Annotated in this window: 23 protein-coding genes; 7 read left to right on the top strand and 16 right to left on the bottom strand. The window is 56.5% G+C overall.

Going from position 1 to position 24039, the window contains the following annotated elements:
• From PMI17_RS01420 to PMI17_RS01450, 7 genes are all read right to left on the bottom strand, one after another.
• Complete coding sequence (locus PMI17_RS01420) at nucleotides 1-783, bottom strand: HpcH/HpaI aldolase/citrate lyase family protein (protein ID WP_007885346.1); 783 nt, start codon at nucleotides 781-783, stop codon at nucleotides 1-3.
• The gene (locus PMI17_RS01425; RefSeq protein WP_007885347.1) at nucleotides 765-1481 is read right to left on the bottom strand and encodes an alpha/beta fold hydrolase; all 717 of its coding nucleotides are present in this window, start codon (nucleotides 1479-1481) and stop codon (nucleotides 765-767) included. The genes PMI17_RS01420 and PMI17_RS01425 overlap by 19 nt, the downstream gene beginning before the upstream one ends.
• Nucleotides 1482-1483: 2 nt before the next feature.
• Nucleotides 1484-2665, bottom strand: a complete 1182-nt coding sequence (locus PMI17_RS01430; protein WP_007885348.1) for an MFS transporter — start codon at nucleotides 2663-2665, stop codon at nucleotides 1484-1486.
• Between the two features lie 10 nt (nucleotides 2666-2675).
• The gene (locus PMI17_RS01435; RefSeq protein WP_007885349.1) at nucleotides 2676-3437 is read right to left on the bottom strand and encodes an SDR family NAD(P)-dependent oxidoreductase; all 762 of its coding nucleotides are present in this window, start codon (nucleotides 3435-3437) and stop codon (nucleotides 2676-2678) included.
• Between the two features lie 10 nt (nucleotides 3438-3447).
• Nucleotides 3448-4767 (bottom strand): histidinol dehydrogenase, encoded by a 1320-nt coding sequence (gene hisD / locus PMI17_RS01440; RefSeq protein ID WP_007885351.1) that lies wholly within the window; start codon nucleotides 4765-4767, stop codon nucleotides 3448-3450.
• A gap of 180 nt (nucleotides 4768-4947) precedes the next feature.
• Nucleotides 4948-6252 (bottom strand): amidase, encoded by a 1305-nt coding sequence (locus PMI17_RS01445; RefSeq protein ID WP_007885353.1) that lies wholly within the window; start codon nucleotides 6250-6252, stop codon nucleotides 4948-4950.
• Complete coding sequence (locus PMI17_RS01450; protein WP_007885354.1) at nucleotides 6249-7484, bottom strand: MFS transporter; 1236 nt, start codon at nucleotides 7482-7484, stop codon at nucleotides 6249-6251. The genes PMI17_RS01445 and PMI17_RS01450 overlap by 4 nt, the downstream gene beginning before the upstream one ends.
• Nucleotides 7485-7784: 300 nt before the next feature.
• On the opposite strand from PMI17_RS01450, the gene PMI17_RS01455 reads away from it, so the two are divergent.
• From PMI17_RS01455 to PMI17_RS01475, 5 genes are all read left to right on the top strand, one after another.
• Nucleotides 7785-8852, top strand: a complete 1068-nt coding sequence (locus PMI17_RS01455; RefSeq protein WP_007885356.1) for a LacI family DNA-binding transcriptional regulator — start codon at nucleotides 7785-7787, stop codon at nucleotides 8850-8852.
• Entirely contained in the window at nucleotides 8852-9820 is a 969-nt protein-coding gene (locus tag PMI17_RS01460) for a nuclear transport factor 2 family protein (protein WP_007885358.1), read from the top strand. Before PMI17_RS01455 ends, PMI17_RS01460 begins: the two co-directional genes overlap by 1 nt.
• A gap of 153 nt (nucleotides 9821-9973) precedes the next feature.
• Nucleotides 9974-11128: an ester cyclase gene (locus tag PMI17_RS01465; RefSeq protein ID WP_007885360.1), complete on the top strand. Its 1155-nt coding sequence runs from the start codon at nucleotides 9974-9976 to the stop codon at nucleotides 11126-11128.
• The gene (hisD, locus tag PMI17_RS01470; protein ID WP_007885362.1) at nucleotides 11125-12423 is read left to right on the top strand and encodes a histidinol dehydrogenase; all 1299 of its coding nucleotides are present in this window, start codon (nucleotides 11125-11127) and stop codon (nucleotides 12421-12423) included. The genes PMI17_RS01465 and hisD (PMI17_RS01470) overlap by 4 nt, the downstream gene beginning before the upstream one ends.
• 63 nt (nucleotides 12424-12486) lie before the next feature.
• On the top strand, nucleotides 12487-13239 hold the full coding sequence (locus PMI17_RS01475) for a CDP-diacylglycerol diphosphatase (RefSeq protein ID WP_007885364.1): 753 nt from the start codon (nucleotides 12487-12489) through the stop codon (nucleotides 13237-13239).
• A 63-nt stretch (nucleotides 13240-13302) separates the two neighbouring features.
• On the opposite strand, the gene tpiA is transcribed toward PMI17_RS01475, so the two are convergent.
• From tpiA to fpr, 3 genes are all read right to left on the bottom strand, one after another.
• The gene (gene tpiA / locus PMI17_RS01480; RefSeq protein WP_007885371.1) at nucleotides 13303-14070 is read right to left on the bottom strand and encodes a triose-phosphate isomerase; all 768 of its coding nucleotides are present in this window, start codon (nucleotides 14068-14070) and stop codon (nucleotides 13303-13305) included.
• A gap of 120 nt (nucleotides 14071-14190) precedes the next feature.
• On the bottom strand, nucleotides 14191-14781 hold the full coding sequence (locus PMI17_RS01485; protein WP_007885372.1) for a YiiQ family protein: 591 nt from the start codon (nucleotides 14779-14781) through the stop codon (nucleotides 14191-14193).
• Nucleotides 14782-14887: 106 nt separating this feature from the next.
• On the bottom strand, nucleotides 14888-15634 hold the full coding sequence (fpr, locus tag PMI17_RS01490) for a ferredoxin--NADP(+) reductase (RefSeq protein ID WP_007885373.1): 747 nt from the start codon (nucleotides 15632-15634) through the stop codon (nucleotides 14888-14890).
• Nucleotides 15635-16031: 397 nt separating this feature from the next.
• Here fpr and emrD point away from each other — a divergent pair, with 397 nt between their 5' ends.
• Nucleotides 16032-17228 carry a multidrug efflux MFS transporter EmrD gene (gene emrD, locus PMI17_RS01495; protein ID WP_007885374.1) on the top strand — a complete coding sequence of 399 codons (1197 nt, stop codon included), beginning with the start codon at nucleotides 16032-16034 and terminating at the stop codon, nucleotides 17226-17228.
• On the opposite strand, the gene glpX is transcribed toward emrD, so the two are convergent.
• The 3 genes from glpX to PMI17_RS01510 all read right to left on the bottom strand — a co-directional run bounded on the left by glpX (nucleotide 17218) and on the right by PMI17_RS01510 (nucleotide 20717).
• Nucleotides 17218-18228 (bottom strand): class II fructose-bisphosphatase, encoded by a 1011-nt coding sequence (glpX, locus tag PMI17_RS01500; protein WP_007885375.1) that lies wholly within the window; start codon nucleotides 18226-18228, stop codon nucleotides 17218-17220. The genes emrD and glpX overlap by 11 nt on opposite strands.
• Before the next feature lie 98 nt (nucleotides 18229-18326).
• Nucleotides 18327-19838 (bottom strand): glycerol kinase GlpK, encoded by a 1512-nt coding sequence (gene glpK, locus PMI17_RS01505; protein WP_007885381.1) that lies wholly within the window; start codon nucleotides 19836-19838, stop codon nucleotides 18327-18329.
• 30 nt (nucleotides 19839-19868) lie between these two features.
• On the bottom strand, nucleotides 19869-20717 hold the full coding sequence (locus tag PMI17_RS01510) for an MIP/aquaporin family protein (protein WP_007885383.1): 849 nt from the start codon (nucleotides 20715-20717) through the stop codon (nucleotides 19869-19871).
• Nucleotides 20718-21137: 420 nt separating this feature from the next.
• Between PMI17_RS01510 and zapB the strand changes: the two genes are divergently transcribed.
• On the top strand, nucleotides 21138-21377 hold the full coding sequence (zapB, locus tag PMI17_RS01515) for a cell division protein ZapB (protein WP_007885384.1): 240 nt from the start codon (nucleotides 21138-21140) through the stop codon (nucleotides 21375-21377).
• Nucleotides 21378-21427: 50 nt separating this feature from the next.
• Here the strand turns inward: zapB and rraA are convergent, their stop codons facing one another.
• The 3 genes from rraA to hslV form a co-directional block, all read right to left on the bottom strand.
• Nucleotides 21428-21913 (bottom strand): ribonuclease E activity regulator RraA, encoded by a 486-nt coding sequence (gene rraA / locus PMI17_RS01520; protein WP_007885386.1) that lies wholly within the window; start codon nucleotides 21911-21913, stop codon nucleotides 21428-21430.
• A gap of 154 nt (nucleotides 21914-22067) precedes the next feature.
• The gene (gene hslU / locus PMI17_RS01525; RefSeq protein WP_007885388.1) at nucleotides 22068-23405 is read right to left on the bottom strand and encodes an HslU--HslV peptidase ATPase subunit; all 1338 of its coding nucleotides are present in this window, start codon (nucleotides 23403-23405) and stop codon (nucleotides 22068-22070) included.
• Between the two features lie 11 nt (nucleotides 23406-23416).
• A complete protein-coding gene (gene hslV / locus PMI17_RS01530; protein ID WP_007885391.1) occupies nucleotides 23417-23947 on the bottom strand; it encodes an ATP-dependent protease subunit HslV in 531 nt (176 codons plus the stop codon).
• Between the last annotated feature and the right edge of the window lie 92 nt (nucleotides 23948-24039).

Below are 24039 nucleotides of genomic sequence, written 5' to 3' on the forward strand. Positions count from 1 at the left end.
TTAGTAACCAGAACCGGAACGTACCGGCATCACCTCACCGCGCGCGGTGGCAATGGCATGGCGTGCTGCATGGGTGAGTTGCATTACATCGTTAGCGGGTGTCACCAGTTGAAAGCCCTGCGCAATACGCTGTGCGGCGGCTTCTCCGCTGGTACAAAAAATCCCGGCCAACTTATGGCAGGCGCGAGTGCGGCTAAGTACGCGTTCGATAGCATTCAGCATCTCAGGATGTTGCGATTCGGCGCTGGCCTGGCCGGTAAGCGTCAGAGAGAGATCGTTTGGACCGATAAACACGCCATCCAGCCCGTCAACGTCGAGAATGGCATCCAGATTGGCCAGCCCGGCGCGGTTTTCGATCATCGCCAGCGTCAAAATTTGCTGGTTGGCGTGCTGTGGATAATCTTTGCCGCCGTATAGCAGCGCACGTGCCGGGCCAAATGAGCGCGAACCTTGCGGCGCATAGCGACAGGCGTCGACAAACTGCTGCGCCTCGGCAGCATCGTTAATCATCGGGCAGATAATGCCGTAGGCTCCGGCATCCAGCATGCGCATGATTTGTGCCGGTTCGTTGTGCGAAACGCGCACCAGCGGCGTAGTGGGCGTAGATGAAAGCGCCTGCAACATAGTGAGCGCGGCAGCAAAATCTATCAGGCCATGTTGCAGATCAACGGTTACTGCGTCGTAGCCCTGATGCCCGGCTATCTCAGCGCTGTAGCTGCTGGGAATCGCCAGCCAGCCATTAATGATCGGCTCATGTCGTTGTTTTAAAGGGTTGATACGCATAATTCGCTCTCCTCAATCCAGGTTTGCAGCGCGCTGGCACAGGCCTGCGGCCGCTCCAGCAGCAGAAAGTGTCCGCACTGCTCAAGGGTGATGTGTCGGGCCGCGGGTGCGGCCTTGACGAGCAGACGATGATGTTCAGGTGTGCAGATGGCGTCGCTGTCGCCGTTGAGGATCAGCAGCGGAGCATGTAGCGACAGTAGTGTGTGCCGCAGGTCGCGACGTTGAATCGCGATTGCCGTTTGCTGGCGAAAGCGCTCAACGCTGGTGCGTTCAGCCATCTCAACCAGCGTGCGCAGCAGTGCGCGATCCGCTAGCCGCGAAGCATGGACGTAACGCGGCCACAGCTGTTCAATGATTGGTTGCATCCCGGCTTGCTCGGCATGAGAAAGTAAGGCAATGCGGTTCGCGGCATTTAGCGGCGCATCAGCCAGCGGATTGACTGCCAGCAACGCCAGGCCAGCGATGCGCGTTGCGGCTTGCGCTTGCATCTCCAGCGCCACTAATGCGCCTAACGAAAACCCCGCCAGTAGAAAGCGTGCAGGTAGATCGGCCAGCAGCTGCGCCGCCAACTGTTCAGCACTCTCGGCCCCTCCCATCTCGGGAATGATCACCGGTTGCTGCGGCAGATGGCGACAAAGCGGTTGCCACAGTGCGCCATCACATAATGTGCCGCCTAATAACACCAAAGGCAGTTGCATGGTTAGCCCTCCGCCATAGGACGGGCATGCACCATCTGCATGACATGGCGCACCAGCAGCAGCGACAGCAGGGAAATAATGCCAATCACCATGAAGCCTTGCTGCATCGCAAAGTAGTACTTGATGTAGCCGACCAACACCGGGCCAAAGAAAATCCCGGCAGAATAAATGCTTTGATACAGGCCAACGCGCGTTGATTGCTGCCAGGCTGGCGTGCGGGTGACAATCAGCGAATTCAGCACAGTAGAGATCATGCCGAAGGCGCATCCGGCCAGGGCCTGCAAGCCATACAGCAGCCAGATATTGGGTGCATATGGCATGGCGATCGCCACCACCCCTTGCACGACACCGCCGATAATGGCGGTATTACGTAAGCCCAACACGCGATAGAAGAAGGGCGCACACAGCGCAGTGGCCAGCGCATAGAAGAACAGATGAATGCCGCTGAGTGTGGCCAGCGAGGCAGCCGCCATACCAAAGCCTTCTGCCAGCAACGGCGTTAGCGTATCGCGCGTGGCGAACGGCACCATCATCACCAATGCACACAGCCCACCGAGATACCACACCGAGGGATCGCGTAGCTGAACGCGCACCGCAGAGAGGCGCTGAGCCGTGGGCATGGCTTCCGGACGTTTTTCACGGATGAAAAATGTCAGCAAAAAGGCCAGTAGCGCAGCGGTGGAAGCGACCAAAAAGCTCGATTCGGCACCAAAATGACGGGCGATAAAACCGGCAATTGAGATACCAATAAACGTGCCTAACGGCGAGGTAACACTCAGCATGGCTACCGCGGCGGCGGCCTCCAGCGGCGGAAAATAAGCAACAAACATTACGTTGTAAACGACCCACGTCGCGCTGGTCACACCATCGGCGAGCTTGGCGATAAACAGCGTTTCCGGCGTTGGCCAGAGATACACAACCGGCCAGGCGACGATGGTAAACAACAGGCCAATCTGGATGATGCGCTTACGGCTGCGAAAGCGATCCGACAGAATGCCGGTAGGAAAACGCAACAACATGGAAGCTAATCCGGTGGCGCCGATAATAATTCCCATCACGCGCGCCTCCACATTCAGTGAAGTAATGTAAGGCGCGAGAAACGGATCAAAGGCGTGAATGCTGATAAAGAACAGCAGACTAATAATGAAAAACAGCAGTACATCGCGACGTAATAACGCTTTCATAATCCGATCCTCAATAAGCCGTCCAGCCGCCATCCACCTTCAGCGCGCTGCCGGTGATCAGTGCAGCCGCACGGGACGCCAGAAACACCACCGGGCCCATCACATCTTCAAGCGTGCCGAGGCGGCCCAACTGAATACGGCGCAGCGTCTGCTGACGGAACGCTTCATCTGCCAGCGAAGCCTGCGATAGCTCGGTTTCAATAAAAGTGGGACACAGCGTGTTGACGCGAATGCCGTCGCGTCCCAGCTCCAGCGCCATGGCGCGCGTCAATCCTTCCAGTGCGGCCTTAGACGCGCAGTAGACGCTGCGCTGTGGCCCGCCAACGTGTGCCATCTGCGAGGAGAGATGGATAATGCTGCCGCCGTGTTGCGCAGCTTGCATTCCCGCCGCCACCTGCTGCGACAGAAAAAACGTCGCGCGCAGATTCACATCCATAACGGCATCGAAATTTGCTTCGCTGACCTCGCTGAACGGTTGATGACGTGCCAGCCCAGCGCTGTTAACCAGCACATTAAAGCTCGGCAAGTCGTGCAGCGTCTGGCTTACCGCGTGTATGTTGCAAACGTCGAGCGGCAGCGCATGCAGCGTCAGGCCAGCGTTAGCTGCCTGCTGTACGGCGTTGTTCAGGCGATCGGCATCGCGGGCGGCAATCCACACCTCTGCACCGGCTTCGGCCAGCGCGATAGCGGCAGCGAAGCCGATACCGCGCGATCCACCGGTTACCAGCGCACGCTGTCCATCAAGACGAAATGAAGGGGTCATCGGAACCATGTGCGCCTCCTTATTTCACCGTCACCGGAGCAGGTGTGGCGTAAGGTACGTCTTGTTGGCCGTAACGGCGCACGCGGATGTTGGCCTGTTCAGCATGGCCAGCAAAGCCTTCCAGCAGCGCCAGACGTGAGCAGTAAGCGCCTATTTCCGCCGAAGCTGCATCACTGGTGACGCGTTGCCAGGTGCAGGTTTTCATAAATTTGCCTACCCACAAGCCGCCGGTATAGCGCGATGCGCCCAGCGTTGGCAGCGTGTGATTGGTGCCGATCACCTTGTCGCCGTAGGCCACATTGGTACGTGGACCGAGAAATAACGCGCCGTAATTGCGCATATTCTGATGATACCAATCGTCACGATCGGTCATCACCTGTACGTGTTCTGACGCGATACGATTAGCTTCTGCCAGCATCTCATCGTGGTCGGCACACAGAATGATTTCGCCGAAGTCGTGCCAGGCTTTTTGCGCCACATCGGCGGTGGGCAGTTGCAGCAACAGCTGGTGGATGTAGCGCTCGGTATCCTCAGCGAGCTGGCGCGAGCAGGTCAGCAAAATCGCGGGTGAGGTGGGGCCGTGTTCCGCCTGGCCGAGCAGATCGGTAGCGCAGAGTTCGCCGTCGACGCTGTCATCGGCAATCACCAGCGTTTCGGTGGGACCCGCGAACAGATCGATGCCGACGCGACCAAACAGCTGGCGTTTGGCTTCCGCAACCCATGCGTTACCGGGTCCGACTAACATGTCGACCGGCGCAATGCGTTCGGTGCCAATCGCCATGGCGCCTACCGCCTGAATGCCGCCGAGCGCATAGATTTCGTCTGCGCCAGCCATCGACTGCGCCGCCACAATCGCCGCGGCCGGTTTACCGTGAAACGGCGGCGCACAGCTCACAATGCGATCGCAACCTGCCACTTTGGCGGTGATGATCGACATATGCGCCGAAGCCAGCAGCGGATATTTACCACCGGGCACGTAACAGCCGACATGACTGATCGGAATGTTGCGATGGCCGAGAATCACGCCCGGACGGGTTTCAATCGCTAAATCGGTCAGGCAATTTTTTTGTGCCTGCGCGAAGTTGTGCACCTGTTCCTGGGCGAATTCGATATCGCGAATTTCTTGTTTCGTGAGCTGTTGCAGGCAGGCATTGATCTCCTGCGGCGTTAAGCGGAAATCATCGCGAGCGAAGCCATCAAATTTGATGGAGAGTTCACGTACCGCGTCATCACCGCGCGCTTCAATGTGCGCCAGCACGGTTTCAACATCGCTGCGTACCTGTTGCTGATGCTGTTGGCGTTCAGCCTTTGCTGTCGCCTGTTTTAACCAAATTGCCATGTCCAATTCCTCATGATTGCATCCCGGGAAATAGGTTTGCATACGTATGCAAAAGGCGTAAAGGGGGCGAATCAGGAAAAGATGAAAAGTGAGAATGTACGCAGTTTTATGCGGTATCAGGCAGCCGAAAAGCCCCGCGGGAGAAGGGTTCCCACAGGGTTAATACCGACAATGCTGCCGTTAACGCTGGCGTTCTATGGCTAGCGCCAGCGCCAGTAATGCCTCTTCATCAGCGGTGGGATAGAGCAGTTCCAGACCGAGCGGCAAACCGTTAGCTATTTGCCCGAACGGCAACGTCACGGCCGGCAAACCGCTTATAGCCGCCAGCTCAGGCGCCCAGCCCGGTGGCATCTTCTCCAGCGAAACCGGCGTGCGCTGGCTGGTGGGATAGATCAGTGCATCCAGCCGCAGCGCCTGCATTTGCTGTTGCAACTGCTGACGCAGATGGCGTTGAAAACGGCGCTGTTCGCGCCACGCTTCGCACACCAGCGCGTGGCGCGTGAGATGCAATTGCAATAAAGCGTCGAATTCGGCGAGATGTTCGCCACGGGCAAGCAGCGCAGAGAGTGACGTGGGTGCATACGCCATTTTTGTTAGCCAGCGTGCAATGGCCGGATGGAACTCGCGCAGGCTCAGGCAAGTTTCCTGCGCGACACGCGATGCCAGTGGCAACCGCAGCGGAACCAGCGTCGCACCAGCACGCCGCAGCCGGCAGAAAGCCTGTGCTAACGCCTGACGCTGCGCAGCCTCATCGCCCAGCAGATCGCTGACAACCCCTAAACGCACGCCGCGCAGGGATCGCGGCGGTAGCGGACGCACCGGCAACCCATGCATTACCTGATGCAGCAGCGCCGCATCGGTGACGCACCATGTCATGGGTCCAACTGTATCTTTACTCAGCGAAAGAGGCGCGACGCCGTGCAACTGGCGACGACGAAATGCCGGACGTAATCCCACCAAACCGGTCCAGGCAGCGGGAATGCGGATAGAACCACCGGTATCGCTGCCGAGAGCCGCATCCGCCATGCCCGCCACCACTGCCGCCGCGCTGCCGCCGCTGGAACCGCCTGCGGTCAGAAGTGGATTGAGCGGATTGCGTACATCGCCGCCCAGCGAACTGCGCGAGCGTACATCAAAGGCAAACTCCGAGAGATTGGTTTTAGCGAGAATTAACGCGCCCGCAGCTTTGAGGCGCGTAATAACACGCGCATCTTCGCGAGGCTGCGCGTCGGCCAGTGCACGACAGCCGAGCGTGGTAGGGAGACCCGCACAATCAATATTGTCCTTTATCACCAGTGGAATGCCGTGCAGCGCGCCGAGCGGCGTGCCGGTGCGCCACAAGCGATCGCAGTGCTGCGCATCATTCATCACGTGCGGATTAACACTAATGATGGCGTTAAGTGAATGGCCCGCGCGCAGGGCGGCCAGCCGTCGCTCAACCTCATCTGCGCTATGAGGCTGTGGCTGCAGGCGCGCGGCAATCATTTCACCGCATCCTGTGACAACATGCCGCTGGTTTCAGAGGCAGCCTGCGGCATCTGGCGCTGCTGTACGCGTTTTGCCGCCAGTGGCGTCAACACGCCCGCGACCAGACACAATCCACCAATCACCCAATAACCCGCATGCAAGTTAACGTGCTGCAACAACACGCCCATCAACACCGGGCCAAAAAACATGCCGCACGAATAGATGGTCTGAAACAGCCCCATGCGCGTGGTTTGCTCATTCTCCGAGGTATTCACCACGCTGAGCGACATAAACACCGCGAACGCCATACCGAAGGAGAAACCGGCGAGACCTTGCCAGAGATAGATCAGCCATAAACTGCTGGTGAGTGGCACGAAAATCGACGAAACAATTTGCAGGCCGATGCCGATTAGCGCGGTGTTGACCAGGCCAAGGCGCTTATAAAACACGGAACTGCATAGCGCCACCGCGATGGCATAAAACAGTAAATGGATATTGCTCAACACCGCCAGCGTACCGGCCTGCGCGCCAAGCTGTTGGGCGTAAATTGGCGTCAAGGTATCGCGGGTGGCAAAGGGCACCAGAATCACTATGGTTGCCAGCAGGCCGATAAACCAGATGGTGCTATCACCCAGCTGGCGTTTGGCACTTTGTACGCAGGCTTTTAGATGCGGCGCTTTATGAATATCTTCCCCTTCACGAATGCGCAGGCTGAGCATCAGAGCCAGGCAGCCGGCCACGGCGGGGACGAAAAAGGCCTGCGTGCTGCCGAACCAGTGCACGATGACGCCACAGATCGCATTACTGATAAACACGCCGATCGGACCTGCCAGCGCCAGCAAGGCGACGGCGGCGGGCGCTTCATCGCGACGAAAATAGCGAATGAAAATGATGTTGTAGAGCACCCAACTGGCGGCCGTAAAACCGCAGGCCAGCTTCGCCAGCCAGAATGTCAACGCGCCTGGAAAAAGCCACGCCAACGGCCAGGCGATGACCGGCAGCAGCAGTGCGACCTGCATAAACACTTTACGATTTTTCAATACGTCGGAGACGACGCTGAGTGGGAATCGGGTGCAGAGTGAGGCCAAACCGGTTGCACCCATAATCATACCGATGGTTTGTGGTTCAATGCCCAGCCGCACCATGTAGGGCGCCAGAAAGGCATCAAAGCCGTTGATGCAGATAAAAAACAGCACGCTCATTAAGAAAAACGTCAACAGCTCGGAACGGCTAAACAGTGCTCGAAACATGGTGTTGAACCTCTTGCAAGCCAGGTAAGTGACTAAAAACGCGGGTTTCATCCTGAGTCCGGGTCGCTAATTTTGCACTCTTTGAATACGTATTCAACGGCCGAAGTTACGAAATGATTACAACTTTGTAAAGTGTCGCTGTGGCATTGTGAAAAAAAAGTTATTGAGTGTTGCATACGCATGCAAAACTAGTGTAAGAGTAAAAAACACACACCGAAGCAGGTGAGTCCGGCTGGTGAAATTGGCTACAATGCTCAGCAGTCACCCGCGCATCAGTGTGCTAAACAGGAAGATAACACCATGAAACGTAAGACCTTCGGTCCAGTGACCTCACAACAAGTTGCGCAGCATGCTGGCGTTTCACAGTCTGCGGTGTCGCGTACCTTCACGCCGGGAGCCAGTATTTCACCCGCCACGCGTGAAAAGGTGCTGCAATCTGCCCGAGAGCTGGGTTATCGACCCAATGCGCTGGCGCGGTCGCTGAACACCGCACGCTCACGCATTGTTGGCGTGGTGATCTCCTGTTTCGATAACCCGTTTTATCCGCATGTGCTGGAAGCGCTGGGACGGGAACTGGATGCGCTTAACTATCATTTGCTGCTGTTCGTTAGCGATCGTGACAGCAATGTTGACCGCATTTTCGATCAGATTATGCAGTACCGCGTAGATGGCATCGTGCTGGCGTCTGGCGCGTTGTCCGATGCCTTGTCGGAAGAGTGTCACGGTGCCGGTATTCCCGTGGTGCTATTCAATCGCACCGCCGAAAGCGAGATGGCGTCGAGTGTGAATACCGATAACCGCGCCGCCGCACGGCAGATCGCCGAATTTCTGCTGGCGGGCGAACATCAACGTTTTGCTTGCATCTCTGGCGCTGATAACGCTTCGGTGAATCAGCTACGGCTGGACGGCTTCCGCGATGCACTCAATGCACGTGATGTTGATGTCACCGTCGTTGCAGGCCATAACGACAGTGAGCACACCGCGCAGGCGGCACGTCAACTGTTCAGCAGCACCACGCCACCTGATGCGGTATTTGCGGTTAACGACCATATGGCATTGACGGTTATGGATGTGGCGCGCTACGAGTTCGGCTTGCGCATTCCGCAGGATGTGTCAGTGGTGGGTTATGACGATGTTGGGCCCGCGGGCTGGCCTTCATATGCGCTGACCTCCATCTGCCAGCCGGTTGAAGTGATGGTGCAACGTACGATTGGCCTGCTGATGCAGCAAATCGACAGTGCGGTGATGGCACCTGAGCAAATTGTTATTCCCGGCACGTTGGTAGTGCGCCACTCCGCACGGCGTCCGCGTCACGGCGTGGTAGAAGAGAACGGCCAGCTGCTATTTCGTTCTGAGGAGGTTGAGTAATGCGATTGCCGGGTTTCAGTCCCCAGTTTGATTCTATTCAGCAGTTCGTCCTGACGCTAACTCACGTGGTGTGGGAGCAGAAGGACATCGGGCAGCTGGCCGACTTCTATGCCACACCGGTGGTCTTTCACACGCCGGAAAAGCGGTTAACTGACTTAAGCGATTTTATGCGCCTGACCCTGGAAGCGCTGCACTGTTTCCCGCAGCGTCAGGTACTAACAGAAGATATTCTCGCCGCTCGTGAAGGCGATACGTGTTGGTACGCCTCGCAACGCACCCAGGCACGCATTCAGCATCTGGGTGAAGGTTTCTTTGGCGCGCCGAGTGGCAAAACGCTATGGGTGCGCACCTTCGCCGATCGTATTTGCCGGGATGGCCTGGTGGAACAAGAGTGGCTGTTACAGGATCGCGCAGGGATTTTGGCGCAGATTGGCGTCAACGTAGCGGAGTTTGCTCAGCATCTAACGCAGATGCGCCAACAGCAAGGGCTGGAGATGCCGGCACCCGAAGAGCTGGAAGCGCGTTGGGCGGGCGGCCCGGATGGTGATGATGCGGAGGGCGCGCTGGCCGGCTTGATTGAGCGCTATCTCAGCATGTGGGCGGGCGGCAACAGTGGGGTAGTCCCAGGCGTTTATCATCCCGCCGCCACCTTGCACGGTCCGGGCCACAGCAGCTTTACCGGCGAGCAGGAGATTGGCAGCTTCCTTTCTGGCTATCGCGCCTCATTTGCTGACAGCGAAACACAGCTACATCATTTGGTGGTGCGGCGCGATGCCAACGAACCGGTGCGCATCAGCCTGCGCTGGTCACTGTTGAGTTGGCATGATGGCTACGGAAAGTTTGGTCCACCGTCCCGTAAGCCGGTGTGTATTTCCGGAATTTCACATTTGGAATTACGTGATGGCGTAATTATGCGGGAATATTTAGGTATCGATGAACTCTCAATCTGGTTGCAGCTACTCAACTGAATAACCAGCACTTTTAAATAACGCATTACGTCACGGTAATTAATTCCCTTAATTACCGACGGCGTTCTGCACCCTGAATTCAGCCGGGTGAATCGGCAGCGCTTGATTGCGAGGACCGCGCTCACCCTTAATTCGTCAAAAGCAGGAGTGTTTATGTCTACAACGGACACGGCTAATAAAGCCACCGCCAGTGAAAAGAGCGCAGAAAAAACCTCAGCACGTACCCAGGTCGAACCGGTTTTACAGGTTGAGCGACGGGATTTTGTCGATCTGGTTCCAGAAAACCGTGCGCGAGTACAGCCGATGCGCGGTTTCGATCCCTGCTATACCGATATTGTTGATTACATTGTGCGTTGCACCCACAAGATTTGGGATGAGCGTGATGTCGGACTGATCTACAGCCATTACACCCATAACTGCGTGCTCTATAACGCGCTAGGCACGATTTATACCCGTGAACAGGTGGTGCTGGATACGCTGCAGCGCTTGGTGGCTTTCCCGGAGCGACGTGGCATGGCGACGCAGGTGATCTGGAACGGCAACGATGTTGACGGTTTTTACACTTCGCATCTGGTCACCGGCAGCGGTCGACACACGCAGCCAAGCCAGTACGGTAAGCCGACCAACCGAACCTTCACCACGCGTACCGTCGCGGACTGCATGATTCTGGAAAACAAGATCTACCGCGAATGGGTGGTGAGCGACAACATGTCGCTGATGCGTCAGCTGGGACTGGATACCGATCAGATCGCTTACAACATGGCGAAAGAGCAGTTTGATAAAGGTTTCCGCCTGACGGAGATTGGCGAAAACCGTCGCCTGCTGGGGCAATATCCGCCGGAAAGCGACCCGGATTATACGCTGGCGCACAGCGATACCGAGGCCCAGGTGCTGGGCTGGCTGCATGAGATCTACAACAAACGCATGCTGGGCAAAGTGAAAGACGTTTACGCCAGTAATGTGCAGTGGCACGGCCCGCTGATGAAAGAGCTGTATGGTCAGGCATCGGTGATCCACCAGACGCTGGCGTTGATCGGCATGATCCCTGACGGCGCGTGGATGCCGCAGCATATTTGCTCCAATCCGTGTGAAGAAGGCGGCACTAAAGTGGCGGTGCGCTGGGTGATGGAAGGACATCATCTGGGCTATGGCGAGTTGGGCAAGCCGACCGGGCAGCGTCTGCTGGTGATGGGCATGAGCCACTATCACGTGGTAAACGGTAAAATTGTGGATGAGTGGGTGGTTTACGATCATCTGGCGATGCTGGCGCAGATCAAACTGGGCCAACTGGCGGAGACGGAAGCATGAGTAAGCAACGCGTGCAGTTTATCAAGCAACCCGCAGGCGAAGATGCGCAGGCCGATGCCAGCCTGATCGCCACGGTAAGCGACATTATCAGCAATGTGCGCCAGCAGGGTGATGCGGCGCTGCAGGCGTATTCACTGAAATTTGATGGGGTAGCGCCGGAACAGCTGGAAGTTTCGGCAGCGGAGATCGAGCAGGCGCTCACACAACTGGCTCCTCAAACTCGCCACGACAGTGAATTTGCCATCGCCCAGGTGCGCCGCTTCGCCGAAGCCCAGCGCGCAACACTGCAGCCGCTAGAGATTGAAACGCTGCCCGGCGTGCATTTGGGGCATCGCATCATTCCTATCGAAACCGTGGGCTGCTATGTGCCGGGCGGACGCTATCCGATTCTCTCCGCACCGGTGATGTCCATCGTGCCCGCGGTCGTAGCGGGCTGCGACAACATTATTGCCTGTCTGCCACCGGGCGCGCATCCGGCGATGATTGCTATCTGCCATTTAGCCGGGGCACACCGTATTTTTAAAGTTGGCGGCGCGCAGGCGATTGCCGCGATGGCGTATGGCACCGCATCGCTGCCGGCAGTGGACAAAATTGTTGGACCGGGTAACGCCTTCGTCAATGAGGCCAAGCGTCAGGTTTTTGGCAAAGTGGGTATTGATGCGCTGGCAGGGCCAAGCGAAATCTTTATTGTGGCCGATGATAGTGCCGATCCACGCGTGCTGGCGGCGGATCTGCTGGCGCAGGCGGAACATGATGTGCGCACTCGCGTAGGGCTGGCCACCACCAGCGAGCGCATAGCGCATGAAACCTTGCGTGAAATTGAGGCGCAGCTGTCATCGCTGCCGACGGCGAAGACGGCTGGTGAAGCATGGCAAAGACAGGGCGAGATTGTATTGTGCGCCGACGAAGATGCGATGGTGGCCTACACCGATGAGATCGCCACCGAACATTTGCAAATCCATGCTCGCGATCCCCATGCGCTGGCGGCGCGTATCCGCAACTACGGATCGCTGTTTATCGGTCAAAATGCCAGCGTGGTGTTCTCTGATAAGTGCTGCGGTACTAACCACACGTTACCCACCATGGCAGCGGCGCGCTATACCGGCGGGTTGTGGGTGGGCGCCTATCTGAAAACCTGTACGCATCAATGGATTGACGATCAGGGTATCGCGGCCATCGCCGCGCCTGCGGTGCGTCAAAGTCGTACCGAAGGCATGCAGGCACATCGTCGTGCGGCGCAGATTCGTCTGCAGCCGGAAAAACTCGATGCCATCCTGCGTGGCGCCGAGGATTAGTCCGTGACTTTCATCACCTGCCAGGCGAGGATGCTGGCAGGTGATGAACAGAGGAATCGGGCTATGCAGGGCAGTCGTCGTACCCTGAAGTTACTTACCGCACTATTGGTGCTGTTGATTGTCGGATTGATTGCCGCCGCCATTCATTTCCAGAAAAATTCCAACGCCTTGTGGCAGATCATTAGCGAGAAATGCGTGCCTGGCATGGCCGCCAGCGGCAAACCCGCGCCTTGCCAGCAGGTGAACAGTGCGCAGGGTTACGTCACGCTGAAAGATCTCAACGGTCCGTTGCAGTATCTACTGATGCCGATCGAAAAAATCAGCGGCATGGAAAGTCCCATCATTCTTGAACCGTCTACGCCGAATCTGTTTGCCGACGCCTGGCAACAACGGACATTACTTGCACAAAAGCACGGCGCGCCGATATCAAATAGCGCGCTGTCGCTGGCAATCAATGCGCAATACGGGCGTACGCAGAATCAGCTGCATATTCACATCTCTTGTCTGCGACCCGATGTGCGTCAGCAACTTGATGCCCTGGCGCCGAGGCTTAACGCGCAGTGGCAAAGCGAAACGCTGCGCAAGCATCGTTACCTGATACGTACGCTTTCAACAGCAGAACTGGCGCAGCAGAGTGCGTTTATCCGTCTGGCAAACGAAGTGCCTCACGCGCGCACCGAGATGGGGAAATATGGCCTGGCGCTGGCGCAGCTGCCGGATGGTCGCTTAGCGCTGCTGGCGTTAGAACGCAACTGGCTTAAGCTGAACAGTGGTTCGGCGGAAGAGCTGCAGGATCATCAATGCGGGATTTTGTAAGGTCGACATTTCAGGTGACATAAAAAAGGCGGCTAATCAGCCGCCTCATCATACATCCAAAACTTACGCGTTTTTCGCAGCGGCTGCGGCTTTCACGATCACGGCGAAAGCATCGGCTTTCAGTGAAGCACCGCCAACCAGCGCGCCATCGATATCTGGCTGGGTGAACAGCTCAGCGGCGTTTTTGTCGTTTACCGAACCGCCGTACTGGATGATCACTTGCTGTGCGATGGCAGCGTCTTTCTTCGCGATGTGGTCACGAATAAATTTGTGCACGGCCTGAGCCTGCGCTGGCGTAGCGGATTTGCCGGTACCGATGGCCCAAACTGGCTCATAAGCGATGACCGCGCCTTCGAACGCTGCTGCGCCCTGCGTTTCCAGCACGGCGTCGATCTGACGTGCGCACACTTCTTGCGTTTGGCCCGCTTCGTTTTCTGCGTCGGTTTCACCGATGCACAGAACGGGTACCAGGCCCGCTTCCTTCACGACGGCAAATTTCTTCGCGATGAACTCATCGCTCTCTTTATGGTAGGTACGGCGCTCAGAGTGGCCGATGATGATGTATTTCGCGCCAACGTCTTTCAGCATGTCTGCGGAAGTTTCGCCAGTGAATGCGCCAGACAAGTTAACGTCGACGTTCTGAGCACCCAGAGCGATGTGGCTACCGGAAATGGCGTGTTTCGCCAGGTCCAGATAGATGGCTGGCGGTGCAATCGCGACGCCACAACCATCAACACCAGACAGCTCTTTGCGCAGGCCTTCAATCAGCTCTTTGGTGATCTGCTTGCTACCGTTCAGTTTCCAGTTACCCATAACCAGTGGATGTCGCATTCTTTCCTCCGCATAACGCGATTCATGAAATAGCGCTGCCATCGGGCAGCGATGTCTGCGAGACAGTATAGAGATCAAATGGGTTGCTGGCTTTGCTTTTCGTCATTTTTGCCGGTGTGATCAGGGCGTAGCGAGCGCCAGTTTTATCGGCTCAATGGCGAAGGTTAAACCCTTGTCGCCGTTGTCCGCGACCACGAAGCGCAGTGCGCCTTCGGTGCGGGCAAAATAACGCGCACCTTTGCCGGCGCTCAGCAGAGAATCGAGCTTTTTGCGACCATCTTCGGCCGACAAACCGGGGATGAAGAAACGCAGCAGGGCAGTCATGTAATCCATGGCACGTGCCTGCGCCGCTTTCATATCGGGACCGGGAACCGGCAGCCAGGTGATTTGCAGGGTTTTGATTTTGCCGGTGCCTTGCTCCAGCGCGGTTGAAGCATACAGCGTTTCGCTGATTTTACTGGCGGCACGCGTCAGGTTACTTTTATCGCCGCGACTATCAATGGCGCGATATTCCTGCAGCGGTTCATTGGGATTGGCGGCGTTGTACTTTTCACGGAACTGCGCAACGGTCATATCGAACGTCGGCGCACCCGCGAGCAGATAGGGCGCAGCAGGCAGATGATCGCTACGATCCAGTGCAGGTGCGTCCTCCGCCCAGGCGGGAAATGTCAGTGCGAGGCCAAGCAGCAGCGCGACTGGCAGGTTCTTCATTGCTTCGGCCCTAAATCATTCACTTAGCCCACGATTAGAACGGTTTTTACCGGGGAAAGTCAAAACCCACATTGGGAAAAATCTGACAATCTTCGCCTCGCGCCTCTTACCAGTAATGCTCGCTGGTCATATGCCCGGGTTTACGTTTGAAATGCTTGCGCATCTCACGCGTGTCTTTTAGCAATTGTTGGGTATCGCGCACCATTTGCGGATTACCACACAGCATCACATGGCTGGTTTCTGCCGTGAGCGGCAAGCCAACCGCGCGCTCCAGTTCGCCGCTCTCAATCAACTGCGGTACGCGGCCGTGCAGCGAACCGGCAATCTCTTCGCGGCTTACCACGGTCTGAATATGCAGTTTGCCCTGATAGCGCTGCTGCAGCTGCTGCATTAACGGCAGGAAGCTCAGGTCATCCGCGAGACGGGCAGCGTGCACCAGCACAATATTGTCGAAACGCTCCAGATCTTCGCCCTGTTGCAGAATCGATAAATAGGGGCCAATCGCCGTGCCGGTGGCCAGCATCCACAGCGTTTGGCAGTCAGGAATTTCGTCGAGTACAAAGAACCCTGCGGCTTCTTTGGTAATCATAACCTGCTCGCCGGGCTGCAGTGCCTGCAAGCGTGGACTCAGTTTGCCTTCCGGCACGGTAACCAGATAAAACTCCAGCAGCGAATCTTTGGGCGCGTTGACGTAAGAGTAGGCGCGCTGCACACGCTCGCCGTCAATTTCTAATGCCAGCTTGGCAAACTGACCTGCGGTAAAGCTATCAATGGGCGCTTCGACGCGCAGACTGAACAGTGCATCGGTCCAGTTTTTTACCTCTTTCACTTCAGCATTGATCCACTCTGCCATGTTGGCTCCTTAGTGTTGATTACCCGTCATACTTCAAGCTGCAGCTGCGTTGGCTACGTGTGCTCACCCCAGTCACTTACTTATGTAAGCTCCCGGGGATTCACACACTTGCCGCCTTCCTGCAACTCGAATTATTTAGGGTATATGATCGCGATTGACCTCACGGATTACCACCCTCGCGTCCAGCAAAGGGCTCTCAGCGACAAACGCAGCGCACAGATCAGCAACTGTAGCGGCCGGTTTACAATCTGGACGTCAACCTTGACGGCTTAAGACACTACAGCTTTGCCGGTCCCTCTCGATTTGTCACTGAATCCTGATATTTTTGCCGCCATAAATCCGAGGCAGCCTGTTTTGTGCTGCTTATTCTTTGTTTCTCAGGCAGACATTTTGTTCCATGTTGATAAGTAAAACGCAAAATCGCTTTCTGTTATTCATGCTGATCGTGCTGGTGGCGGTGGGGCAGATGGCGCAAACCATCTATGTGCCAGCGATGGCCAACATGGCAGAGACGCTCAATGTGCGCAGCGGTGCCATTCAGCAGGTGATGGCCGCCTATCTGATGACCTACGGTGGATCGCAGCTGATCTACGGCCCGCTTTCGGACAGCTTTGGTCGACGTCCGGTGATCCTTATCGGCATGACGATCTTTGCCATTGGTGCCTTGATCGCCATGTTCGCGCCCTCACTGGATATTCTGGTGCTGGGCAGCGCGGTGCAAGGTTTAGGTACCGGCGTGGCCGGCGTGATGGCGCGCACCATGCCGCGTGACCTTTACTCTGGTATTGCATTGCGCCAGGCGAACAGTTTACTCAATATGGGCATTCTGGTTAGCCCGCTGCTGGCGCCGGTGATTGGCGCGCTGCTGACGCATCTGTTTGGCTGGCACGCCTGTTTCGCCTTCCTGCTGCTGCTGTGTGTTGGCGTTACCGCGTCGATGGCGCGCTGGTTACCGGAAACCCGTCCCGTTGATACACCTGCTACGCCATTCCTGAAGCGTTATGCCACCCTGCTGAGTGACGGCAATTTCGTGCGTTACCTGCTGCTGCTGATTGGCGCGCTGGCAGGCATCGCCGTATTCGAGGCCAGCTGCGGCGTGCTGATGGGCGGTGTTTTAGGTCTGGATGGTTTGACCGTCAGCATCCTGTTTATCCTGCCGATTCCGGCGGCGTTCTTTGGCGCCTGGTTTGCCGGACGCGAGCAGAAATCCTGGCACACGCTAATGTGGTATGGCGTCAATAGCTGCCTGCTGGCGGGCTTGTTGATGTGGGTTCCCGCCTGGTTTGGCGTGATGAATATCTGGACGCTGTTGGTGCCGGCTGCGCTGTTCTTCTTTGGCGCCGGCATGCTGTTCCCGCTGGCAACCTCGGGTGCGATGGAGCCGTATGCATGGCTGGCGGGCAGCGCTGGGGCGTTAATTGGGGGGTTGCAGAACCTGGGTTCCGGCGTGGTAGCGTGGCTTTCTGCTCTGCTGCCGCAGCACGACCAATCTAGCCTCGGCATGTTGATGTTTGTGACGTCGCTGGTGATGCTGCTGTGCTGGTGGCCGCTCTCACGTCATCCGGAGAGCGGCAAGCAGGCGATTACAGGATAAATTGATGCAGCGCCGCGTCTTTGCGATCGAGATAGTGGATCGACTGGATGCGGCGAATAGTGCGTGATTTGCCGCGCACCAGCAGCGTTTCGCTGGTGGCGATGTTGCCGTTACGCGTGATGCCTTGCAGTAAATCGCCGGTGGTGATGCCCGTGGCGGCGAAGATCACGTTATCGTTACGCGCCATCTGATCCAGCTTCAGCACCTGACCCGCTTCAATGCCCATCTCGGCGCAGCGCTGTAGCTCATTCTCACCTAAGCGACGATTCTCTTCGCTATCGCCTTTCACTTGATGACGTGCCAGCAGGCGTGCCTGCATGTCGCCATCCATCGCCCGGATAACCGCCGCCGATACCACCCCTTCCGGCGCGCCGCCGATGCCATACATCACATCCACTTCGCTGTCCGGCATGCAGGTAAGAATTGAAGCCGCCACATCGCCGTCCGGGAAGGAGAACACGCGCACGCCGAGCTGTTGCAGCTGAGCAATCACCGCATCGTGGCGTGGTTTAGCCAGAATCGATACCGTCAGCTGGCTGAGCGGCTTGCCCAGTGCCAGCGCGATGTTTTTCAGATTAATATCGAGTGGCAAATTAAGATCGATGGCGCCGCGTGCGCCGGGCCCGACAATCAGCTTCTCCATGTACATATCAGGTGCGTGCAGGAAGCTGCCCTTATCGCCGACCGCCAGCACCGCCAGCGCATTGGCCTGGCCCATCGCCGTCATGCGCGTGCCTTCAATCGGATCGACGGCGATATCTACCGCGTCGCCGCGACCGGTACCGACTTTCTCACCGATATACAGCATTGGCGCTTCGTCGATTTCGCCCTCGCCAATCACAATCTGGCCGTCGATATCGATAGTGTTAAGCATAATGCGCATGGCGTGAACGGCTGCGCCGTCGGCCGCATTTTTATCGCCGCGTCCTAACCAGTGATAGCCCGCCAGAGCGGCGGCTTCGGTCACGCGGGAAAATTCAATCGCGAGTTCTCGTTTCATGGTTGCACCTGACAAAAAACAGGCGGGCAGTTTAACACAGCGGGGAAGGGGGACGGGGGAAAAACCCGCGGCAGGGGGCGCCGCGGGTCAGCAGGATTTTACTCTTCGTCTTCCCATGCTTTCGCACGTGCCACGGCTTTCTTCCAGCCTGCGTAGCGGACGTTACGTTCGGTGGTTTCGATGCTTGGACGGAACTCACGCTCAATCACCGCTTTCTCGCGGACTTCATCCAGATCGCCCCAGAAGCCGACTGCCAGGCCAGCAAGATATGCCGCACCCAACGCAGTCACTTCACGCACTTCCGGACGCTCAACGCGTGTGCCGAGAATGTCGGACTGGAACTGCATCAGGAAGTTGTTGGCTACCGCACCGCCATCAACGCGCAGCGATTGCAGGCGGGTGCCGGCATCGTTTTGCATCGCTTCCAGCACGTCGCGCGTCTGATAAGCAATCGATTCCAGCGTGGCACGGATGATGTGGTTAGCGTTTGCACCGCGCGTCAGACCGAAGATCGCACCGCGTGCATACGGGTCCCAATAGGGCGCGCCCAAACCGGTGAAGGCAGGCACCATGTAAACACCGTTGCTGTCTTTCACTTTCAACGCGAAGTATTCGGAGTCAGTGGAATCGCTGATCAGCTTCATCTCGTCGCGCAGCCACTGAATTGACGCACCACCGATAAACACCGCACCTTCCAGCGCATAGTTCACTTCGCCGCGTGGACCGCAGGCGATGGTGGTCAGCAGGCCGTGCGTTGAGGTCACGGCTTCGGTGCCGGTGTTCATCAACATAAAGCAGCCGGTGCCGTAGGTGTTTTTCGCCATACCCGGTTGTACGCACAGCTGGCCGTACAGCGCCGCCTGTTGGTCACCCGCGATACCGGCGATGGGAATACGCGTACCGCCTTTACCACCAATGTTGGTCTGGCCGTAAACTTCTGAAGAACCTTTCACTTCCGGCAGCATTTCACGCGGAATATCGAGGATCTCCAACATGCGCTCATCCCACTCCAGCTTGTGGATGTTGTACATCATGGTACGTGAGGCGTTGGTGTGATCGGTTACGTGCACACGCCCTTGCGTCATTTTCCAAATCAGCCAGGTATCAACGGTACCAAACAGCAGTTCGCCGCGTTTAGCACGTTCACGTGCGCCTTCAACGTGGTCAAGAATCCACTTCACTTTGGTGCCGGAGAAGTAAGGGTTAATCACCAAACCGGTGGTGTGCTGGATATACTCTTCCAGTCCCTCTTTCTTCAGCTTGTTACAGTAATCTGCGGTGCGTGGATCCTGCCAGACGATGGCGTTGTAGATAGGCTTGCCGCTCTCTTTATCCCACACGATGGCGGTTTCACGCTGGTTGGTGATACCAATCGCCGCGATTTGATCGGAGTTAATGTCGGCATGTGCCAGCACTTCAACCAGCGTTGAGCTTTGTGACGCCCAGATATCCATTGGGTCATGCTCAACCCAACCCGCTTTCGGGTAGATCTGGGTAAATTCACGCTGTGAAACGGCGACGATGTTCGCGTCGTGATCGAGCACTACGGCACGTGAGCTGGTTGTGCCCTGATCGAGCGCGACAATATATTTTTTATCAGTCGTAGTCATTGTGCTTTCCTGATGATGTATCGATGAAACTTACGCTTTACGCTGCTGAGCGCGCGCAACCGGTTTTTCTGTTGTGCTGGCTTCCGCCACGTTAACGGGCAGATGACGGCCAATCAGTGAACGGTAACCCCAGGCTCCGAGGCAAGCACCGACCAGCGGGCCAAAAATCGGAACCAGGAAGTAAGGAATATCTTTGCCACCGGTGAAGGCGACGTTGCCCCATCCTGCGAAGAAGGCGAACAGTTTTGGACCGAAGTCACGCGCCGGGTTAAGTGCGAAGCCGGTCAGCGGGCCCATTGCACCACCGATAATGGCTACCAGCAGACCAATCAAAAGCGGTGCCAGCGGGCCGCGTGGTACGCCGTTGCCGTCATCGGTCAGCGCCATAATGACGCCCATCAGTACGGCGGTAATCACCATCTCAACCAGGAACGCCTGACCAACACTGATGTGCGGGTTTGGATAGGTAGAGAAGATGCCGGCCAGGTCGAGGCTTTCAACGCTGCCACGTACCATCTGATGACCTGTTTCGTAATCCAGGAACAAATTGTAGTAGAGACCATAAACCAACGCGGCAGCGCAGAAGGCGCCGGCAACCTGCGCCAGAATATAGGGTACGACTTTACGGCCTTCAAAGTTTGCGAACAGGCACAGCGCGATAGTCACCGCTGGGTTAAGATGCCCGCCTGAAACACCGGCGCTCAGATAGACCGCCATGGAAACCGCTAAGCCCCAGATAATACAAATTTCCCACTGACCGAACGCAGCACCGGCCAATTTCAGTGCGGCAACGCAGCCGGCACCAAAAAAGATGATCAAACCGGTGCCGATAAATTCGGCGATGCACTGACCTGTTAGTGTGTTAGTTGTTTGACTCATAATGGCATTCCTGAAGCGAGGTTAAATTTTATCAGTTTTTGTTCTCATCCATGAGTCGCCCAGCTTTTAATGTAGGGTTGATGTGAATTTATCGTTAACGAGCATAAACGAGAAATAGCGAAATTGAAAACTGTGTACTGCGTCATAAAAATGCGCGTTTTCGCGTCTTTTGCGTTTCTTTACGGCCCATTCAGCCTGCTTTGCGCGTGGACGGTTAAGTGATCGCGCACACAGATGCGCGAAGATGAGCATTTTTTTAGGCATTGACTGAAAAGTGTTACAGACTGCCCTCGCAGGCCTTGTGCCGCTGGACTTGCTGGGTTTGGCTACATACAATCGAGTCATCGTGGCTGAGCGCACCATAATAAGGCATGCACTAGCCCCATCAACGCCTTGCAAGATTTAGGAGAGGTCAGAAAGATGTCATTTGAAGTGTTCGAGAAACTGGAAGCGAAAGTACAGCAGGCGATTGATACCATCACTCTGCTGCAGATGGAAATTGAAGAGCTGAAAGAGCAAAACAATACGCTGAAAAACGAAGTCAGCCAGGCTTCAGGTAACCAGGATGCGCTGGTACGTGAAAATCAGCATCTGAAAGAAGAGCAGCATGTCTGGCAGGATCGTCTGCGGGCACTGCTGGGAAAAATGGAAGAGGTTTAAGCGTACAGGCTTGAACCAACGGGTGCCGCGGCACCCGTTTTTGTTGCGGCTTACTCGATGTCGAGTGCGTCTTCAGACAGGATAATGCCGGTATTGTCGGCATACAGATGGTCGCCAGAGAAGAAAGTCACGCCGCCAAAGTTAACGCGTACGTCACTTTCGCCAATGCCTTCACCCGCTGCACCCACCGGAATGGCTGCAATCGCCTGAATGCCGATTTCCAGCTCTTCGAGGTCGTCAACCTGACGCACCGAACCGTAAATCACAATGCCTTCCCACTCATTTTGCGCCGCCAGACTTGCCAGCTGAGCATCGACCAGGGCGCGACGAACGGAACCGCCGCCATCCACCAGCAATACGCGACCCCGACCGTTCTCTTCCAGCAAATCGTAAAGTAAGCCGTTATCTTCGAAGCATTTCACCGTGGTGATTTGACCACCGAATGAACTGCGTCCACCAAAGTTCGAAAAAAGCGGTTCAACAACGTTCACAGCTTCGTGGTAGATGTCACAGAGTTCAGATGTATCGTATTTCATGAGGGTTTTCGTCTGTTTGCGACAGGAGCGCTAAGTATATCGCTATCTGGCGATTGTTGGCAAAATCATCAGCCGCCAAAAAAAGCGCTGCATCAATATCCTGCGTAAAAAAAAGCCCGGCGCAGTGGCCGGGCGGGGATATCGCAGACGAAGCTTACAGAATGAAGCGGCTGAGGTCTTCGTCGGCCACCAGCTCATCCAGATGCTTACCAACGTACTCGGCATCGATAGTGATCGACTCACCGTTACGATCGCTGGCGTCATAGGAGATATCTTCCATTAGACGCTCCAGCACGGTATGCAGACGACGTGCACCGATGTTTTCGGTGGTTTCGTTTACCTGCCATGCGGCTTCAGCGATACGACGCACCGCATCGTCCGTGAAGTCGATGTTGACCCCTTCGGTGCCCATCAGCGCTTTGTACTGCACGGTAACCGAGGCGTTTGGCTCGGTCAGAATGCGTTCGAAGTCGTTGACGGTCAGCGCCTGCAGCTCAACGCGAATTGGCAGACGGCCCTGCAGCTCGGGGATCAAATCGGAAGGGCTAGCCACCTGGAACGCGCCGGAAGCGATAAACAGGATGTGGTCGGTTTTCACCATGCCGTGCTTGGTGGACACGGTGCAGCCTTCAACCAGCGGCAGCAGGTCGCGCTGCACGCCTTCGCGTGACACGTCTGGACCGCCTGCATTCTGGCCGCCGCGCTTACAGATTTTGTCGATTTCGTCGATGAACACGATACCGTGCTGCTCAACCGCATCGATGGCGTCCTGCTTCAGCTCTTCAGGATTCACCAGCTTGGCCGCTTCTTCTTCAATCAGCAGCTTCATGGCTTCTTTGATTTTCAGCTTACGCGGTTTCTGCTTCTGCCCACCGAGGTTCTGGAACATCGATTGCAGCTGGCTGGTCATCTCTTCCATGCCAGGAGGCGCCATGATTTCGACGCCGGCGGAGGAAGCGGCCAGATCGATCTCAATCTCTTTGTCGTCCAGCTGGCCTTCGCGCAGTTTCTTGCGGAATGACTGACGCGCTGCCGAGGGCTCAGCCGCTTGCTCAGCCTGGCCCCAGTTGTTTTTTGCGGGTGGGATCAGCACATCGAGGATGCGCTCTTCCGCCATCTCTTCAGCGCGGTATTTGTTCTTCTCAATCGCCTGGCTGCGCACCATCTTGATGGCAGAATCGGTCAGATCGCGAATGATGGAATCAACCTCTTTACCGACGTAACCGACTTCGGTGAATTTGGTGGCTTCTACTTTGATGAACGGTGCGTTAGCCAGCTTGGCTAAGCGACGGGCGATTTCGGTTTTACCGACGCCGGTAGGACCAATCATCAGAATGTTCTTTGGCGTTACTTCGTGGCGCAGCTCTTCGTCGAGCTGCATGCGGCGCCAGCGGTTACGCAGGGCGATCGCGACCGCCTTTTTTGCGCCGTCCTGGCCGATAATAAAGCGGTTAAGCTCGCTGACAATCTCGCGTGGAGTCATCTCGGACATGATTTTGATCCTTACGCCTTAGACGGTAATGCTTCGATGTTGATGTTGTGGTTGGTGTAGATACAGATATCGCCGGCGATGTTCAGCGCCTTCTCCACAATATCTTGTGCACCAATGTCCGTGTTCTCCAGCAGGGCGCGAGCCGCTGCCTGGGCGTAAGGCCCACCGGAACCAATAGCAATCAGGTCATTTTCCGGCTGGATAACGTCGCCGTTGCCGCTGATGATCAGCGAGGCGTTTTCGTCAGCGACCGCCAGCAGCGCTTCAAGGCGACGCAGCATGCGATCGGTACGCCAATCTTTTGCCAGTTCGACCGCCGCTTTCACCAGATGACCCTGGTGCATCTCCAGCTTGCGCTCAAACAGTTCAAACAGGGTGAAGGCATCTGCGGTACCGCCAGCAAAACCGGCGATCACTTTATCGTTGTAAAGACGACGGACTTTTTTGACATTGCCTTTCATTACGGTATTGCCGAGCGTAGCCTGGCCATCACCGCCAATCACTACCTGGCCGTTGCGTCGTACACTTACTATTGTTGTCACGGGCAGACCCCTTGTTGCAGTAGAAAAGGAACTCCGCGCACTCGGCGCGGAGTATCATGCAACCAGATATGGGGCAGGATTGGGGAGTTTCA

This window comes from Pantoea sp. GM01, from assembly GCF_000282675.1.
GTDB lineage: Bacteria > Pseudomonadota > Gammaproteobacteria > Enterobacterales > Enterobacteriaceae > Pantoea > Pantoea nemavictus.

Excerpts from the sequence above, each read along its gene's own strand:
- PMI17_RS01420 (WP_007885346.1), bottom strand. The coding sequence starts at position 783 with ATGCGTATCAACCCTTTAAAACAACGACATGAGCCGATCATTAATGGC.
- PMI17_RS01425 (WP_007885347.1), bottom strand. The coding sequence starts at position 1,481 with ATGCAACTGCCTTTGGTGTTATTAGGCGGCACATTATGTGATGGCGCA.
- PMI17_RS01430 (WP_007885348.1), bottom strand. The coding sequence starts at position 2,665 with ATGAAAGCGTTATTACGTCGCGATGTACTGCTGTTTTTCATTATTAGT.
- PMI17_RS01435 (WP_007885349.1), bottom strand. The coding sequence starts at position 3,437 with ATGGTTCCGATGACCCCTTCATTTCGTCTTGATGGACAGCGTGCGCTG.
- hisD (WP_007885351.1), bottom strand. The coding sequence starts at position 4,767 with ATGGCAATTTGGTTAAAACAGGCGACAGCAAAGGCTGAACGCCAACAG.
- PMI17_RS01445 (WP_007885353.1), bottom strand. The coding sequence starts at position 6,252 with ATGATTGCCGCGCGCCTGCAGCCACAGCCTCATAGCGCAGATGAGGTT.
- PMI17_RS01450 (WP_007885354.1), bottom strand. The coding sequence starts at position 7,484 with ATGTTTCGAGCACTGTTTAGCCGTTCCGAGCTGTTGACGTTTTTCTTA.
- PMI17_RS01455 (WP_007885356.1), top strand. The coding sequence starts at position 7,785 with ATGAAACGTAAGACCTTCGGTCCAGTGACCTCACAACAAGTTGCGCAG.
- PMI17_RS01460 (WP_007885358.1), top strand. The coding sequence starts at position 8,852 with ATGCGATTGCCGGGTTTCAGTCCCCAGTTTGATTCTATTCAGCAGTTC.
- PMI17_RS01465 (WP_007885360.1), top strand. The coding sequence starts at position 9,974 with ATGTCTACAACGGACACGGCTAATAAAGCCACCGCCAGTGAAAAGAGC.
- hisD (WP_007885362.1), top strand. The coding sequence starts at position 11,125 with ATGAGTAAGCAACGCGTGCAGTTTATCAAGCAACCCGCAGGCGAAGAT.
- PMI17_RS01475 (WP_007885364.1), top strand. The coding sequence starts at position 12,487 with ATGCAGGGCAGTCGTCGTACCCTGAAGTTACTTACCGCACTATTGGTG.
- tpiA (WP_007885371.1), bottom strand. The coding sequence starts at position 14,070 with ATGCGACATCCACTGGTTATGGGTAACTGGAAACTGAACGGTAGCAAG.
- PMI17_RS01485 (WP_007885372.1), bottom strand. The coding sequence starts at position 14,781 with ATGAAGAACCTGCCAGTCGCGCTGCTGCTTGGCCTCGCACTGACATTT.
- fpr (WP_007885373.1), bottom strand. The coding sequence starts at position 15,634 with ATGGCAGAGTGGATCAATGCTGAAGTGAAAGAGGTAAAAAACTGGACC.
- emrD (WP_007885374.1), top strand. The coding sequence starts at position 16,032 with ATGTTGATAAGTAAAACGCAAAATCGCTTTCTGTTATTCATGCTGATC.
- glpX (WP_007885375.1), bottom strand. The coding sequence starts at position 18,228 with ATGAAACGAGAACTCGCGATTGAATTTTCCCGCGTGACCGAAGCCGCC.
- glpK (WP_007885381.1), bottom strand. The coding sequence starts at position 19,838 with ATGACTACGACTGATAAAAAATATATTGTCGCGCTCGATCAGGGCACA.
- PMI17_RS01510 (WP_007885383.1), bottom strand. The coding sequence starts at position 20,717 with ATGAGTCAAACAACTAACACACTAACAGGTCAGTGCATCGCCGAATTT.
- zapB (WP_007885384.1), top strand. The coding sequence starts at position 21,138 with ATGTCATTTGAAGTGTTCGAGAAACTGGAAGCGAAAGTACAGCAGGCG.
- rraA (WP_007885386.1), bottom strand. The coding sequence starts at position 21,913 with ATGAAATACGATACATCTGAACTCTGTGACATCTACCACGAAGCTGTG.
- hslU (WP_007885388.1), bottom strand. The coding sequence starts at position 23,405 with ATGTCCGAGATGACTCCACGCGAGATTGTCAGCGAGCTTAACCGCTTT.